The organism is Gordonia sp. SGD-V-85 (assembly GCF_001456905.1).
GTDB classification, from domain to species: domain Bacteria; phylum Actinomycetota; class Actinomycetes; order Mycobacteriales; family Mycobacteriaceae; genus Gordonia; species Gordonia hongkongensis.
In genome coordinates, this window is the sequence record NZ_LNQO01000010.1 from 105,080 (window position 1) to 119,184 (window position 14,105).

The 14,105-nt window shown below is 67.2% G+C and carries 13 protein-coding genes and 2 tRNA genes; 4 read left to right on the plus strand and 11 right to left on the minus strand.

Annotated features, from left to right (window positions below; translation table 11 throughout):
• Positions 1-19: 19 nt before the first annotated feature.
• The 3 genes from AS181_RS13735 to leuC form a co-directional block, all read right to left on the minus strand.
• Positions 20-646, minus strand: a complete 627-nt coding sequence (locus tag AS181_RS13735; RefSeq protein ID WP_058252122.1) for an HU family DNA-binding protein — start codon at positions 644-646, stop codon at positions 20-22.
• A gap of 173 nt (positions 647-819) precedes the next feature.
• Positions 820-1,413: a 3-isopropylmalate dehydratase small subunit gene (gene leuD / locus AS181_RS13740; protein WP_058252123.1), complete on the minus strand. Its 594-nt coding sequence runs from the start codon at positions 1,411-1,413 to the stop codon at positions 820-822.
• A gap of 52 nt (positions 1,414-1,465) precedes the next feature.
• Positions 1,466-2,929 carry a 3-isopropylmalate dehydratase large subunit gene (gene leuC / locus AS181_RS13745; RefSeq protein ID WP_058252124.1) on the minus strand — a complete coding sequence of 488 codons (1,464 nt, stop codon included), beginning with the start codon at positions 2,927-2,929 and terminating at the stop codon, positions 1,466-1,468.
• A gap of 107 nt (positions 2,930-3,036) precedes the next feature.
• Between leuC and AS181_RS13750 the strand changes: the two genes are divergently transcribed.
• Complete coding sequence (locus AS181_RS13750) at positions 3,037-3,771, plus strand: IclR family transcriptional regulator (protein ID WP_058252125.1); 735 nt, start codon at positions 3,037-3,039, stop codon at positions 3,769-3,771.
• A gap of 60 nt (positions 3,772-3,831) precedes the next feature.
• Positions 3,832-4,329, plus strand: a complete 498-nt coding sequence (locus AS181_RS13755; protein ID WP_058252126.1) for a PPOX class F420-dependent oxidoreductase — start codon at positions 3,832-3,834, stop codon at positions 4,327-4,329.
• Between the two features lie 130 nt (positions 4,330-4,459).
• On the opposite strand, the gene AS181_RS13760 is transcribed toward AS181_RS13755, so the two are convergent.
• The 5 genes from AS181_RS13760 to AS181_RS13780 form a co-directional block, all read right to left on the minus strand.
• Positions 4,460-4,532 (minus strand) — tRNA-Glu (locus AS181_RS13760).
• A 54-nt stretch (positions 4,533-4,586) separates the two neighbouring features.
• A tRNA-Gln gene (locus AS181_RS13765) sits at positions 4,587-4,658 on the minus strand.
• A gap of 86 nt (positions 4,659-4,744) precedes the next feature.
• Complete coding sequence (gene gltX, locus AS181_RS13770) at positions 4,745-6,223, minus strand: glutamate--tRNA ligase (RefSeq protein WP_058252127.1); 1,479 nt, start codon at positions 6,221-6,223, stop codon at positions 4,745-4,747.
• 46 nt (positions 6,224-6,269) lie between these two features.
• On the minus strand, positions 6,270-7,094 hold the full coding sequence (locus AS181_RS13775) for an alpha/beta fold hydrolase (RefSeq protein ID WP_058252128.1): 825 nt from the start codon (positions 7,092-7,094) through the stop codon (positions 6,270-6,272).
• Positions 7,091-7,861 (minus strand): fumarylacetoacetate hydrolase family protein, encoded by a 771-nt coding sequence (locus AS181_RS13780; protein WP_058252129.1) that lies wholly within the window; start codon positions 7,859-7,861, stop codon positions 7,091-7,093. Before AS181_RS13780 ends, AS181_RS13775 begins: the two co-directional genes overlap by 4 nt.
• 151 nt (positions 7,862-8,012) lie before the next feature.
• On the opposite strand from AS181_RS13780, the gene AS181_RS13785 reads away from it, so the two are divergent.
• Positions 8,013-9,242 (plus strand): MFS transporter, encoded by a 1,230-nt coding sequence (locus tag AS181_RS13785; protein ID WP_058252130.1) that lies wholly within the window; start codon positions 8,013-8,015, stop codon positions 9,240-9,242.
• A 74-nt stretch (positions 9,243-9,316) separates the two neighbouring features.
• Here AS181_RS13785 and AS181_RS13790 read toward each other — a convergent pair whose 3' ends face one another.
• Entirely contained in the window at positions 9,317-10,324 is a 1,008-nt protein-coding gene (locus tag AS181_RS13790; RefSeq protein WP_058252131.1) for a 3-isopropylmalate dehydrogenase, read from the minus strand.
• Entirely contained in the window at positions 10,321-11,916 is a 1,596-nt protein-coding gene (gene serA / locus AS181_RS13795; RefSeq protein ID WP_058252194.1) for a phosphoglycerate dehydrogenase, read from the minus strand. Before serA ends, AS181_RS13790 begins: the two co-directional genes overlap by 4 nt.
• A 340-nt stretch (positions 11,917-12,256) precedes the next feature.
• Between serA and AS181_RS13800 the strand changes: the two genes are divergently transcribed.
• Positions 12,257-12,922 (plus strand): trypsin-like peptidase domain-containing protein, encoded by a 666-nt coding sequence (locus AS181_RS13800; protein WP_058252132.1) that lies wholly within the window; start codon positions 12,257-12,259, stop codon positions 12,920-12,922.
• Positions 12,923-13,026: 104 nt separating this feature from the next.
• Here the strand turns inward: AS181_RS13800 and AS181_RS13805 are convergent, their stop codons facing one another.
• The gene (locus AS181_RS13805; protein ID WP_331456755.1) at positions 13,027-14,097 is read right to left on the minus strand and encodes a LacI family DNA-binding transcriptional regulator; all 1,071 of its coding nucleotides are present in this window, start codon (positions 14,095-14,097) and stop codon (positions 13,027-13,029) included.
• Between the last annotated feature and the right edge of the window lie 8 nt (positions 14,098-14,105).

Below are 14,105 nucleotides of genomic sequence, written 5' to 3' on the forward strand. Positions count from 1 at the left end.
ACCGCGGTTGTCCCGCAGGTCAGCGACGGGTGGTCTTCTTCGCCGCGGTCTTCTTCGCGGCAGTCTTCTTGGCCGGAGCCTTCTTCGCCGCGGTGGCCTTCTTCGCCGGCGCCGCCTTCTTGGCCGGAGCCTTCTTCGCCGCAGTGGTGGTCTTCTTGGCCGCCGTGGTCTTCGCCGGAGCCTTCTTGGCCGCGGTGGTCTTCTTGGCCGCCGTGGTCTTCGCCGGAGCCTTCTTGGCCGCCGTGGTCTTCTTGGCGGCGGCGGTCGTCTTCTTGGCGGCCGTCTTCTTCGCCGGCGCAGCCTTCTTGGCTGCCGTGGTGGTGGCCCCGCTTCCGCGCTTCACCGCCGGACCGGTCGCGGACAGCTTCTGCTTGCCCGCCACAACGGCTTTGAACTGAGCGCCCGGACGGAACGCCGGCACCGAGGTCGCGCGGACCTTGACGGTCTCGCCGGTGCGCGGGTTACGGGCGACGCGCGGTGCGCGCTTCCGCTTCTCGAATACGCCGAAGCCGGTGATCGTCACGCTCTCGCCCTTGTTGACTGCGCGCACGATCGTGTCGACGACGAGCTCGACGGCTTCAGTCGCAGTCTTGCGATCCGCGTCGAGCTTCTTGGTCAGCTCATCAATGAGCTCCGCCTTGTTCATGAGTACCTCCGCAAGCTGATCTGACCGAGTTTCGGCCAGCTACCAACACACGGTAAACGTCGGATGTGAAAACGTCCATCTTCCACGCCAATTAGGACGCCGTGTTGCGAAATGGCATGGCAGCTCACGACGGTGCCGCCGCGGCGAGATGACCCCGCCGCGGCGGTGCGGAATCAGTCCGCGAGGGTGCGCGGTTTGAATGCCGGACGCGCCGACTCGTACTCGGAAATCGCCTCTACCTGGCGCAACGTGAGTCCGATGTCATCGAGACCCTCCATCAGACGCCACCGCGTGTAGTCATCAATTGCCAACGGCACCACGAGGTCTCCGGCGGTGACCGTCTTATCGACAAGGCTCACCGTCACTTCGAGGCCAGGATTCTCCTCGAGGCGCTTCCACAGCAGTTCGACGTCGGACTGCTCGACCTGTGCGGCCACCAGACCCGCCTTGCCCGAGTTGCCGCGGAAGATGTCGGCGAAACGCGACGAGATCACCACGCGGAAGCCGAAATCGGACAGCGCCCAGACCGCGTGTTCACGCGACGACCCGGTGCCGAAGTCGGGACCGGCGACCAGGACCGACCCGCGGCTCCAGGGCTCGTTGTTGAGGATGAAGTCGGGATCGGTCCGCCAACCGGCGAACAGACCGTCCTCAAAGCCGGTGCGCGTCACCCGCTTCAGATAGACGGCCGGGATGATCTGGTCGGTGTCGACGTTGCTGCGACGCAGCGGGACACCGATACCGGTGTGTTCGGTGAACGGTTCCATGAGAAAAGCCCCTGTTCGAATGATGTGGCTGGGATATGGGTCGGACCGTGACTCAACCGAGATCGGCGGGCGCCGGCTGCGAGTCCAGGTCGGCGGGCGCGGACAAGGTGCCGCGCAGCGCGGTGGCCGCTGCCACTCCCGGAGACACGAGGTGCGTTCGGCCACCCTTGCCCTGGCGCCCTTCGAAATTGCGGTTGGAGGTCGACGCACACCGCTCGCCCGGGGCGAGCTGGTCGGGGTTCATGCCGAGGCACATCGAGCACCCGGCCTGCCGCCATTCGGCGCCGGCCGCGAGGAAGATCTCGCCGAGACCTTCGTCCTCGGCCTGTGCACGCACCCGCATCGAACCGGGCACGATGAGCATCCGCATCCCGTCCGCGACCCTGCGCCCCTTGAGGATGCCGGCGACCTCGCGCAGGTCCTCGATCCGCCCGTTGGTGCAGGAGCCGACGAAGACCGTGTCGACCTTGATGTCGCGCAGCGGCGTTCCGGGCTCGAGGCCCATGTACTCCAGCGCCTTGGCCGCGGCACTAGCCTTGACCTCGTCGCCGTACTCCGCCGGGTCGGGTACCGCGGCGCCGAGCGGTGCACCCTGTCCCGGATTGGTCCCCCACGTGACGAACGGGGTCAGCGAGGCGGCGTCGATGTGCACCTCGGCGTCGAAGGTGGCACCGGGATCGGTGCACAGACTGTCCCAATAGGCAACGGCAGCATCCCAATCGGCACCCGACGGGGCATGCGGGCGGCCCTTGAGGAACTCGTAGGTGACCTCATCGGGTGCGATCATCCCCGCCCGGGCGCCTGCCTCGATCGACATGTTGCACACCGTCATCCGCGCTTCCATGGAGAGCTTGCGGATCGCCTCCCCGCGGTACTCCAGCACGTAACCCTGTCCGCCGCCGGTGCCGATCTTCGCGATGATCGCGAGGATCAGGTCCTTGCTCGTCACACCGGGCGGGAGCTCGCCGTCGACATTGATCGCCATCGTCTTGAACGGGCGCAGCGAGAGGGTCTGCGTCGCCAGGACGTGCTCGACCTCACTGGTACCGATACCCATCGCGATCGCTCCGAAGGCACCGTGCGTCGAGGTGTGGCTGTCACCGCACACGACGGTCATGCCGGGTTGGGTCAGGCCCAACTGCGGCCCGACCACGTGGACGATGCCCTGCTCGGCGTCACCCATGGGATGAAGGCGGACGCCGAATTCCTCGCAGTTGCTGCGCAGCGTGTCGACCTGGGTCCGCGACACGGGATCGGCGATGGGCTTGTCGATGTCCACCGTCGGGACGTTGTGGTCCTCGGTCGCGATGGTCAGATCCGGTCGGCGGACCGGACGACCGGCGAGGCGCAGACCCTCGAAGGCCTGGGGGCTGGTGACCTCGTGGACGAGGTGGAGATCGATGTAGATCAGGTCGGGATTGGTGTTGCCGGACGCATCGACGTCACCGGGGACGACGACATGGTCGCGCCACACCTTCTCGGCGAGAGTCAGCGGCTGGGCTGGGCTGTTGCTCATGGCTTCACTCGTTATCTGCTCGGGTTCTTCGGACTCTGCACGCGGTGTTGACGTTCTGGCTGTGTTTCGAACGTGCATCTCACTATTTGGACAGCTAGTATCGTCCTATGGGAAAGGATACCGCATCCGCGGTCAGCAGCGGAATCGGAGTGCTCGACAAGTCCGTGGCGGTGCTGCACGCGATCGCCGAGGCGCCGTGCAATCTCTCCGAACTCTGCGAACGCACCGGTCTGCCCCGGGCGACGGCACATCGACTCGCCGTGGGACTCGAGACGCACCGCTTTCTGACCAGGGATGTCACCGGCCGTTGGCAGCCCGGCCCCGTCCTCGGCGAACTCGCCTCCTCGGCACACGATCCCGTCACCGAGTCGGCTCTCATGGTCCTCCCCCGGCTCCGCGACATCACCGGCGAATCGGTTCAGGTCTATCGCCGCGAAGGTGCCGAACGCGTCTGCGTCGCCGCGATGGAACCACCGACCGGCCTGCGTGACACCGTGCCGGTGGGCACCCGCTTCCCCATGAGCGCAGGGTCCGCGGCGAAAGTCCTCCTCGCCTGGGCCGACCCTGCCACCCAGCGCGCGCTCGTGCCGGACAGCGTCTTCAGCGAGCGCGCACTGCACGAGATCCGCCGGCGCGGGTGGGCCCAGAGTGCCGGTGAACGCGCCGCCGGAGTCGCGAGTGTGTCGGCTCCCGTGCGCGACGGCAACGGTGACGTGGTCGCCGCGATCTCGGTGTCCGGGCCGATCGACCGGATGGGCCGACGACCCGGTGCACGCTGGGCCGCCGATCTGCTCGCCGCCGCCGACGCCATCCACAAACGCCTCCAGGCCGCACGTCCCTGACCCAGAGCCGTTGCACCCGGAGCGGTTCCGATGGACCCGCCGGTGGGCTAGCGTCGGGGAATGGGAGTCAACCAACGCAATCAGATCGTCATGTCCGAGGCCGAGATCGCGGAGTTCGTGGCGCGCAGCCGGACCGCGACCCTCGCCACCACCGGAGCGGACGGGAGCATCCACCTCGTGGCGATGTGGTACGGGATCATCGACGGCGAGATCTGGTTCGAGACCAAATCCAAGTCGCAGAAGGCGGTCAACATCCGTCGCAACAACCGGTGCTCGGTGATGATCGAGGACGGTGACACCTACGACACACTGCGCGGCGTCACCTTCGAGGGCACTGCCGAGATCCTCGACGACCCGGACTCGTGCCTGAAGGTCGGCATCAGCGTCTGGGAACGCTACACAGCGCCCTACACCGAAGAGTCGCGACCATTCGTCGAGCAGATGATGAACAAGCGCGTCGCCGTCCGGATCCGTCCGTCCCGCACCCGTTCCTGGGACCACCGCAAGCTCGGCATCCCCGAGATGCCGGCCTCGGGCACCACCGCCGAATTCCTCTGACCGCAGTCCCGGCGCGACACCTTCCGACCCTCGTCCGTGTTTCGGTGTGATCATCGCAACACGGACGAGATGGTCTGTCGCGCAAGGAAAAACACCCTCCCCCTGCATCGCAGAGGAAGGGTGTTTCTCGTAGCCCCGACGGGATTCGAACCCGCGCTACCGCCTTGAGAGGGCGGCGTCCTAGGCCGCTAGACGACGGGGCCATGGGAACTTCCGGCGATCAAGACCTTAGCACGGTCTCGATCTCTTTCTGTCCGCTGGGGTACCAGGACTCGAACCTAGAATGGCGGTACCAGAAACCGCTGTGTTGCCAATTACACCATACCCCATTGGCTTGGTTCTCCTTGCGGAAAACTGCCGAGAAAGAGAGTATCAAAGGGTTACCGTAAGTCCACAAACGTGCAGCTCAGCGGCACTATTTGGCTGCGATCTCCCGTGCCGAGGCCAGCCGCGCGAGCGTCTTGTCGCGACCCAGGATCTCCATCGATTCGAAGAGCGGCGGACTGACCTGGGAGCCGGTCACCGCCACGCGTACGGGACCGAACGCCTTGCGCGGTTTGAGCCCCAGATCGTCCACCAGCGCAGCATTCAGTGCGTCCTGCAGTGCGGCGGTGGTGAAGGAGTCCAGCGACTCGACCGCGGCGATGGTGGCGTCCAGGACCGGCACCGCGTCGGCGCCCAGGTTCTTGCTCGCCGCCTTCCCGTCGATCGTGAACTCGTCGTCGGAGACGTAGGCGAAGGAGATGAGGTCCCAGGCGTCGCCGAGGACCTGGATACGCGTCTGCACGAGTTCGGCCAGAGCCGCGAAGGTCTCGTCGTCGGCGCTCTCGGGGAGCTTGCCCTGCGCGACGAGATACGACCGCAGCCGCGCCGTGAAGTCGGCGACCTCGAGCATCCGGATGTGCTCGGCGTTGATGGCGTCGGCCTTCTTCTGATCGAACCGTGCGGGGTTCGAGTTGACCTGTCGCACATCGAAAGCCGCGATCATCTCGGCCAGGCTGAAGACGTCGACATCACTCTTGTAACCCCAGCCGAGCAGCGCGAGGTAGTTGAGCAGACCCTCTGGGATGAAACCGCGGTCGCGATGGTGGAAGAGGTTCGACTGGGGGTCGCGCTTGGAGAGCTTCTTGTTGCCCTCACCCATCACGAAGGGCAGGTGCCCGAAGGCCGGCACGGCGTCGGCGACGCCGATTCGGATCAGCGCGTCGTACAGCGCGAGCTGCCGCGGAGTCGACGACAGGAGATCCTCGCCGCGCAGCACATGGGTGATCTTCATCATCGCGTCGTCGACCGGGTTGACCAGCGTGTAGAGCGGATCGCCGGTCGCACGGGTCAGCGCGAAGTCGGGAACGGTACCCGCCTTGATCGTCGTCGTGCCGCGCACGAGGTCGTCCCAGGTGAGGTCGGTGTCCGGCATCCGCAGGCGGACAACGGGTTTACGTCCTTCGGCGAGGTAGGCCGCACGTTGCTCGGGCGTCAGGTCACGATCGAAGTTGTCGTACCCGAGCTTCGGGTCGCGTCCGGCGGCGCGGTGCCGGGCCTCCACCTCTTCCGGGGTCGAGAACGCCTCGTAGGCCTCGCCGGCCTCGAGAAGGCGGGCGACGACGTCGGCATGGAGTTCCCGCCGCTCGGACTGCCGGTAGGGACCGTAGGGTCCGCCCACCTCCGGCCCCTCGTCCCAGTCGAGACCGAGCCAGCGCAAGGCGTCGAGGATGGCCTCGTAGGATTCTTCGCTGTCTCGCGACGAGTCGGTGTCCTCGATGCGGAAGACGAAGGTGCCACCGTCGTGCCGGGCCTGCGCGAAATTGAACAGCGCGGTCCGCACGAGTCCCACGTGGGGAGTGCCGGTCGGGGATGGACAGAATCGGACGCGAACGGCCTCACTACTGGTCATGAGGCTCAGCGTATCGAAGCCGACCGCCGCCCCCGCACGCCCGCCGTCAGGCCCGGTGGCGCTCGCAGAACTCCACCAGGACCCGGTTCACCTCGGCCGGCTGTTCGAGATAACCGAAATGACCGGCCCGCTCGATCTCGACGTACCCCGCGCCTGGAATGGCCTCGGCGACTTCGCGCGCCAGCTTCGCCGGCAGGGTCCGGTCGTCGGCGAATCCGACGACCAGCGCGGGCCGGGTGATGCCGCGGTACGCCGCGAGACGGTTGGACTCCTTGTTGTGGAGTTCGAGCTGTGCGCGGACGCCCGGGGTGATCGTCTGCGGGGAGAACCCGATGATGTCGAGCCAGTCTCGCGCGGTGCGGTCGTCGTCGAGCGTGTGCGGCGACAGGTTGAGATGCGCGGTGATGGCGGCCTCGTACTCCGGTGGCAGCTTGATCTTGTTGTCGTAGAGGGCCCGCTCACCGGCCGAGATCGCTTCCTGCAGTGGGGTGTTGCGGCCGTACGTCGCAACCATCACCGCCGCCTTGACCACGTCGGGGCGGGCCAGCGCCAGCTCCTGGGTGATCCGGGCACCCAACGAGGTGCCGATCACGATCGCCGGACCGCGGCCGAGGTGCTCGATCAGAGCCGCGGTGTCGGCGACCATGTCGTCGAGCGTGAAACCCTCGGCGCACTCCGACGACGGTGCGACTCCGCGGTTGTCGAACGTCACGACGGTGAAGCCGGCTTTCACCAGCGCGGGTTCCTGATGCGCCTTCCAGACGCGGCCGGGACTTCCGGTTCCCATGACCATGACCACGAGCGGGCCCGACCCGGCGAGGCTGTAGGAGATGTCGATCCCGTTGACACGGGCCGTGCTGGGAGCTGTCACTTGTCCACCACCGGGTTGGAGAGCGTACCGATACCGTCGACGGTCACCGAGATACGTTGACCGGCGACCATGGGCCCGACCCCTTCCGGGGTGCCCGTGAGGATCACGTCGCCGGGCAGCAGGGTCATCACGCGCGAGATCCACTCGACGATCTCACCGACGTCGTGGAGCATCAGCGATGTCCGGGTCCGCTGCTTGACCTCGCCGTCGAGCTCCGTCACGAGTTCGACGTCCGACGGATCGAGCGAGGTGTCGATCCACGGGCCGAGCGGACAGAAGGTGTCGTACCCCTTGCCGCGGGTCCACTGACCGTCGGCCTGCTGGTGGTCGCGGGCGGTCACGTCGTTGGCGACCGTGTATCCGAGGATCACGTCCTTGGCCTGCGCGGCCTTCACGTCCTTGCACGGGCGTCCGATGACGGCCGCGAGCTCCCCCTCGTAGTCGACCCGTTGCGACGACGGCGGACGCACGATGGGCACCTCGGGGCCGATGATCGAAGTGTTGGGCTTGAGGAAGATCACCGGGTCGGCCGGCGCCTCGCCGCCCATCTCCGCCGCGTGTGCGGCGTAGTTCTTGCCGATGCAGATCACCTTGCTGGCGAGGATCGGCGCCAACACCCGGACATCCGCCAGCTTCCACGACCGGCCGGTGAACGTCGGCGTACCGAAGGGATGTTCGGCGATCTCCTTGACGACGGCGTCGTCTCCGTCGCCCTCGACGGACACGAAGGCCACGCCGTCAGGACTCGCAATTCGACCTAAGCGCATGTCCAGACCCTATCGCACCGCCGATCCCACCCGTTGGGAGACGAATTGGCGGACGTCGGTGCCGGTTTTACAATGTGGTCACACTGTTTCATATATTGAGATATCCAACCCCGGTTCACCGGGTCCGTACAGACAGCGAGGTGAGTAGACCATGACCGATGTCGACGACATCACCACTGCCCGAAGGTGGATCATCCTCGGGTGCTCGCTGCTCGCCGCGCTCACCACGACTTGTGTGGTCAGCGGAGTCGCCTACCTGATCCCCACGCTGCACACCGACGCCGGACTCACCCTCACCCAGGCCTCGGCGCTTGCCGCGATCCCGACGGTCGGACTGATGGCGGCGACGATCCCGTGGGGAATCCTGTTGGACCGCTACGGCGAACGACGGATCCTGTTGCTGTCGCTGTCGATCTCGCTCGCCGGCGCGACCGGGGCGGCCGTCGCCGCGTCAGCCGATGCGTCCTATGCCGTCGTGGGTGCCGCGCTCTTCGTGGGTGGTCTCGGCTCGGGTGCGGCGAACGGGGCCAGCGGCCGCATCGTCGTCGGCTGGTTTCCCGCACACCAGCGTGGGACTGCGATGGGCATCCGGCAGATGGCACAACCGCTGGGGATCGGCGTCTGCGCTCTCACCATGCCGGTTGTCGCGGCAAGTTCGGGACCCGCTGCGGCACTGGCGATCCCAGCCGTGGTGACTGCTGCAGGACTCGTCGCGGTGGTCGTCGGCATCACCGATCCGCCGCGTCGGCCGGCTCCCGCGTCGACGGTCGGCAACCCTCCCCCGCGCACGAATCCCTACCGCGACAACTCTTTCCTCGCACGCATCCACATCGTCAGCATGCTGCTGGTCATCCCCCAGTCCATGCTGTGGACCTTCGTACCGACCTGGCTGATCGTCGCGCACGGGTGGTCACCGGCCGGCGCCGGAACCCTGATCACCGTGACCCAGATCATCGGTGCACTGGGCCGGATCGTCGCCGGACGGTGGTCGGACGCCTGGATGTCGCGGATGCGACCGGTCCGCGTGATCGCGGTGGCCGGTGTCGCCGCCATGTCCGCGCTCGCGATCGCCGACTGGTTCGACAGCCCACTCGCGCCCGCACTCATGGCGGTGGCGAGCGTCATCTCGGTGGCCGACAACGGCTTGGCGTTCACCGCCATCGCCGAGTACGTCGGACCGGAATGGAGCGGCCGCGGACTCGCCGTACAGAACACCGGACAGTATCTGGTGACCGCGGCGACCACACCGCTTCTCGGAGCACTCATCGCGACCGTCGGTTTCCCGATCGCCTTCGCCGCGACCGCCCTGGCACCGCTCGTCTCGACGCCCCTGGTCCCGCGCGACCGGATGCGAGAACCCGATGAGCTGGTCGACGCCTGAACCCACCACCAACGGACGAACCCGCCACCGAATTGGTGGCGGGTTCGTCCCTTGCTGGTGAATATGCCTGCGAACTACAGCCGTTCGCGGATACGCGCACCGATCTCTGAGGTGCTGAACGTACCGCTGCGCTCGGCGAGGTCGTCGGCGACGGCCTTCTCGATCCGGGCCGCGGCGTCGTCGTCGCCGAGATGCTGGAGCAGGAGCGCGACCGACAGGATCGCGGCCGTCGGATCGGCCTTGCCCTGCCCGGCGATGTCGGGTGCCGAGCCGTGCACCGGCTCGAACATCGACGGGTTCACGCCGGTGGCGTCGATGTTGCCCGACGCAGCCAGCCCGATACCACCGCTCACCGCGGCGGCGATGTCGGTGATGATGTCGCCGAACAGGTTGTCGGTGACGATCACGTCGAAGCGGCCGGGGTCGGTGACCAGGTAGATGGTCGCCGCGTCCACGTGGCAGTAGTCGGTGGTGACGTCGGGGAACTCGGCACCCACCTCCTCGACCGCGCGACTCCACATCGACCCGGCGAAGGTCAACACGTTGGTCTTGTGGACCAGCGTCAGCTTCTTGCGACGCTGCTGGGCACGCTGAAATGCGTTGCGCACGACGCGTTCCACACCGAATCGGGTGTTGACGCTGACCTCGGTGGCGACCTCGTTCGGGGTTCCGACACGGATGGCGCCACCGTTGCCGGTGTAGGGCCCCTCGGTCCCCTCCCGCACGACCACGAAGTCGATGTCGGGGTCGCCCGCGAGGGGCGAGGAGACACCGGGGAAGCGGCGCGACGGCCGCAGGTTGACGTGGTGGTCGAGTGCGAATCGCATCGTCAGGAGCAGACCGCGCTCCAGCACGCCCGAAGGCACGGACGGATCGCCGATGGCGCCCAACAGGATCGCGTCGTGACGACGAAGCGACTCGAGGTCGTCCTCGGTGAGCAGCTCGCCGTTGCGGTGGTAGCGGCGTGCGCCGAGGTCGAACTCGGTGGTGCTGACCGACGGTACGACCGAGTCGAGGACGCCCAGCGCCTCGCCGATGACCTCGGGACCGATGCCGTCGCCGGCGATGACTGCGAGTTTCATGCGAGGTCGACCTGTTCGATGAGGGTTGCGCTGACCGCGTCACCGATCGCGGCGACGACCTCGTCGTCGAGGACGCTGCTGACGCGCAGCATCATGGTCGCGCCGCCACCCTCGGCGTCCTGCGACAAACCGGCCGCCAGGATGTCGATGCCGGCGTTCCCGAGCAGCGTTCCGATCTTGCCGAGGGAACCCGGCTGGTCGGCGTAGCTGACGATGAGGTTGTGCCCTTCGGCACGCAGGTCGAAGTTGCGGCCGTTGATGTTGACGATCTTCTCCACCAGGCGCGGACCCGACAGGGTGCCCGAGACATTGTGGGTCGAGCCGTCGGCGAACACGGCCTTCACGTCGACCACGCTGCGGTGGTTGGGACTCTCCGGCGCGGTGGTGACCTCGCTGGTCACGCCGCGTCCCTCGGCGACCGCGGGGGCGTTGACGAAGGTGACCGGCTCGTCGAGCACTGCGGAGAACAGGCCGCGCAGCGCGGACAGGCCGAGCACGTCGACGTTGTTCGCGGCGAGTTCACCCCGTACGTCGACGACGATGGAGGTCGGCGGCTCCTTGCTGATGGCCCCGACGAGCACGCCCGCCTTGCGAGCGACCTCGAGCCACGGTGCGACCTCTTCGTCGACGGCGCCCCCGGTGATGTTGACGGCGTCGGGGACGAAGTGACCGGCCAGCGCCAGCCGGACGCTCTTGGCGACGTCGGTGCCCGCGCGATCCTGCGCCTCGCTGGTCGATGCGCCGAGGTGGGGCGTCACGACGACCTGCGGCAGCTCGAAGAGCGGCGAGTCGGTGCAGGGCTCGGTGGCGAAGACGTCCAGGCCGGCCGCGCGGACCTGACCGGAGTTGATCGCGTCGGCCAGTGCCTGCTCGTCGATGAGACCACCGCGGGCGGCGTTGACGATGACGACGCCCTTCTTGGTCCGGGCGAGCTGCTCGGCGCCGATGAGGCCCAGGGTCTCCGGGGTCTTCGGCAGGTGGACGGTGATGAAGTCGGCGCGCTCGAGGAGTTCGTCGAGGCTGACGAGCTCGATCCCGAGCTGGGCCGCACGAGCCGGCGACACGTAGGGGTCGTAGGCGATGATGTGGGTTTCGAAAGCGGCCAGCCGCGCGGCCACCAGCTGGCCGATGCGGCCGAGTCCGACGACACCGACCGTCTTGTCGAAGATCTCGACGCCGTTGAACGACGAACGCTTCCAGGTCTTCTCGCGCAAGGTGGCGTCCGCGGCCGGGATCTGGCGCGACGCGGCCATCAGCAGCGCGACGGCGTGTTCGGCCGCGGTGTGGATGTTCGAGGTCGGGGCGTTGACGACCATGACGCCGCGCTCGGTCGCGGCAGGCACGTCGACGTTGTCCAGACCGACACCCGCCCGGGCGATGATCTTCAGCTTCTTGCCCGCGTCGAGGACCTCGGCGTCCACGGTCGTCGCGGAGCGGACCAGGATGGCGTCGGCGTCGACGACCGCCTCGAGCAGCTTGGGACGATCCGGGCCGTCGACCCATCGCACCTCGACACCGTCACCGAGTGCTTCCACGGTGGACGGCGCCAGCTTGTCGGCGATGAGTACAACCGGGCGGCCAGCAGAGCTCACAGTCATTTCTCCAGGTTCGGGGAGTGCGGTTTCACGAACGTCGGTATGGAGTGTCGGTGACGACTCCGTACGACAGCTTAAAGGTGTGGTAGGTGCCGTCGAGCATGCGGTCTACCCCGAAACGAGAGCCCTGTCCCCCGGCACGAGTAGAGTGTGACGCGCATTACGGCAAACTCGCGCGGCGCATCACAGAACTGTTGCAAACCGACCGCGGCTCGATCCCACGCCGCCGTGCGCGCGTGGGGCGCCCGGTACGGTGTGCTTGCCGCCCATCGCGAAGTTCCCGACGGGCGGCAATGCCCGTGATCGAGAACTGGTTGACCCGAGAAGTGGAGTGCGGATGACGAAGAAGCTGACAGTACTGTTGGCGGTTTTGGCTGCGACGGTGCTGGCCGGCTGGGGAGGGGGCGTCGCGGTCGCCGCACCGGCGAAGATCTTCATGGGAGGCGGGTCCGGGATCCTGGTGCTCAAGGGCGGCAACTCGGCCGCGGCCTGCACCCTGACCACCATCGGCCGCTCGAAGACCAACAAGCTCATCGGCGTCACCGCGGGACACTGTGGCACTCCCGGCCAGAAGGTCTACTCCGAGACGTTCCAGGACCGCGGCCAGGCAGGCACCATCACCTACACTGCGCCGGATCTCGACATGGCGATCATCGAACTCGACGCCTCGCGAGTCGTGCCGCTGCGCACGGTCCGCGGCGTGACGATCCGCTCGGTCGACCAGGCGCCGCTCGCCTTCCCGACCATCGCCTGCAAAGAAGGCCGGACCACCGGCAACACCTGCGGCATCGCCTGGTTCTCCGACGGCGACGTGCACGTCAGCCAGATGTGCGTCATCGAAGGTGACTCCGGTAGCCCCGTGGTCGTCGGCGACCGGCTGGTGGGCATGGTGAACGCCTACTACTTCCTCGGTTGCCTCGGCCCCGAGACCGGCACCAACATCCAGCCGATCCTGAAGCGGATCGCTTCGCTCGACGCGTACAAGGGATTCCGGGTCGCCTGACGACTCTGGGTCCCACCCCCACCGACGCCCCGGATGGTTTCCCTCCGGGGCGTCGTCGTGTCCGGGGTGACGTACGCGACGCCGCTGCATGTGGTGTTCGCCCGTCAGGCCTCGACGGATGACGGGTCGCCCGCCTGCTCGCTCACGGAGGTGCTGCTCGATCGGATGATCAGCTCGGGCTCGAGCACGACCGACTCGGGCGCCCGGCCGCCGATGACCTCGAGCAGCAAGCCAACCGCTCGTCTGCCCATCTCGTGCATGGGCGACCGGATCGTGGTCAGTGGGACGGCCCCGCCCGCTGCGATGGGCGTGTCGTTGTAACCGACGAGTGCAACGTCATCGGGTACCCGAATCCCGCGATCGCGCAGGGCCCCGAAGGCTCCGATGGCAGCGAAGTCGTTCGTCGCGAAGATGGCATCCGGCACCGACCCGGTCTCCAGCAGCTGCTCGACCGCGGCACGACCGCCGGCCGGGTCGAAACCCGAATAGACGATACGGTCGTCCGGGATCTCGACGCCCTGTTCGGCGAACGCGGTCACGATGCCGTTGGTGCGGTCACGTGCGGTGGACGCGAACTCCCAGCCGGCGAGGACCGCGACATCTCGCCGCCCGGTGTCGTACAGATGCCCACCGACCAGCCGTCCGCCCTTGACGTCGTCGACCGTCGCCGAGGGATAGTCCCCCGCCGTTCGTGACACGAGCGCGAATTTGACTCCCTCCGAATAGATCTCGTCGAGGAAGTGGTGATCGAGATGAGCGTCCCCATAGATCAGGCCATCGACACGGCGGTCGATCATCATGCGGGTCCGCGAGCGTTGATTATCGGGCTTGTCCAGTGAGTTGGTGACGAAGGTCGAGAGTCCCGACTCGTAGGCCGCCTCCTCGACTCCCTCGTAGATGGTGGCGAGTACGTAGTCCTGTAGCCGGGGTACGAGTACGCCTATCAGTCCGGAGCGACGGGTCCGCAGGCTCGATGCCTGGGGGTTCGGCGAATAGCCGTGTTCAGAGGCGAAGGCGCGTATCCGGGCGACAGTGTCGGAGGACCCCCAGCGGAGCGCGGCGTCGCCGGGCGTGTTGAGCACCCGGGACACGGTTGACGGGCTGACCCCCAGTTCGGTGGCGATCATGCGGAGTGTCAGCGGCCCCCTCGCCGTCCCCTGTACTGGCTTTCTCAACCCGGCCC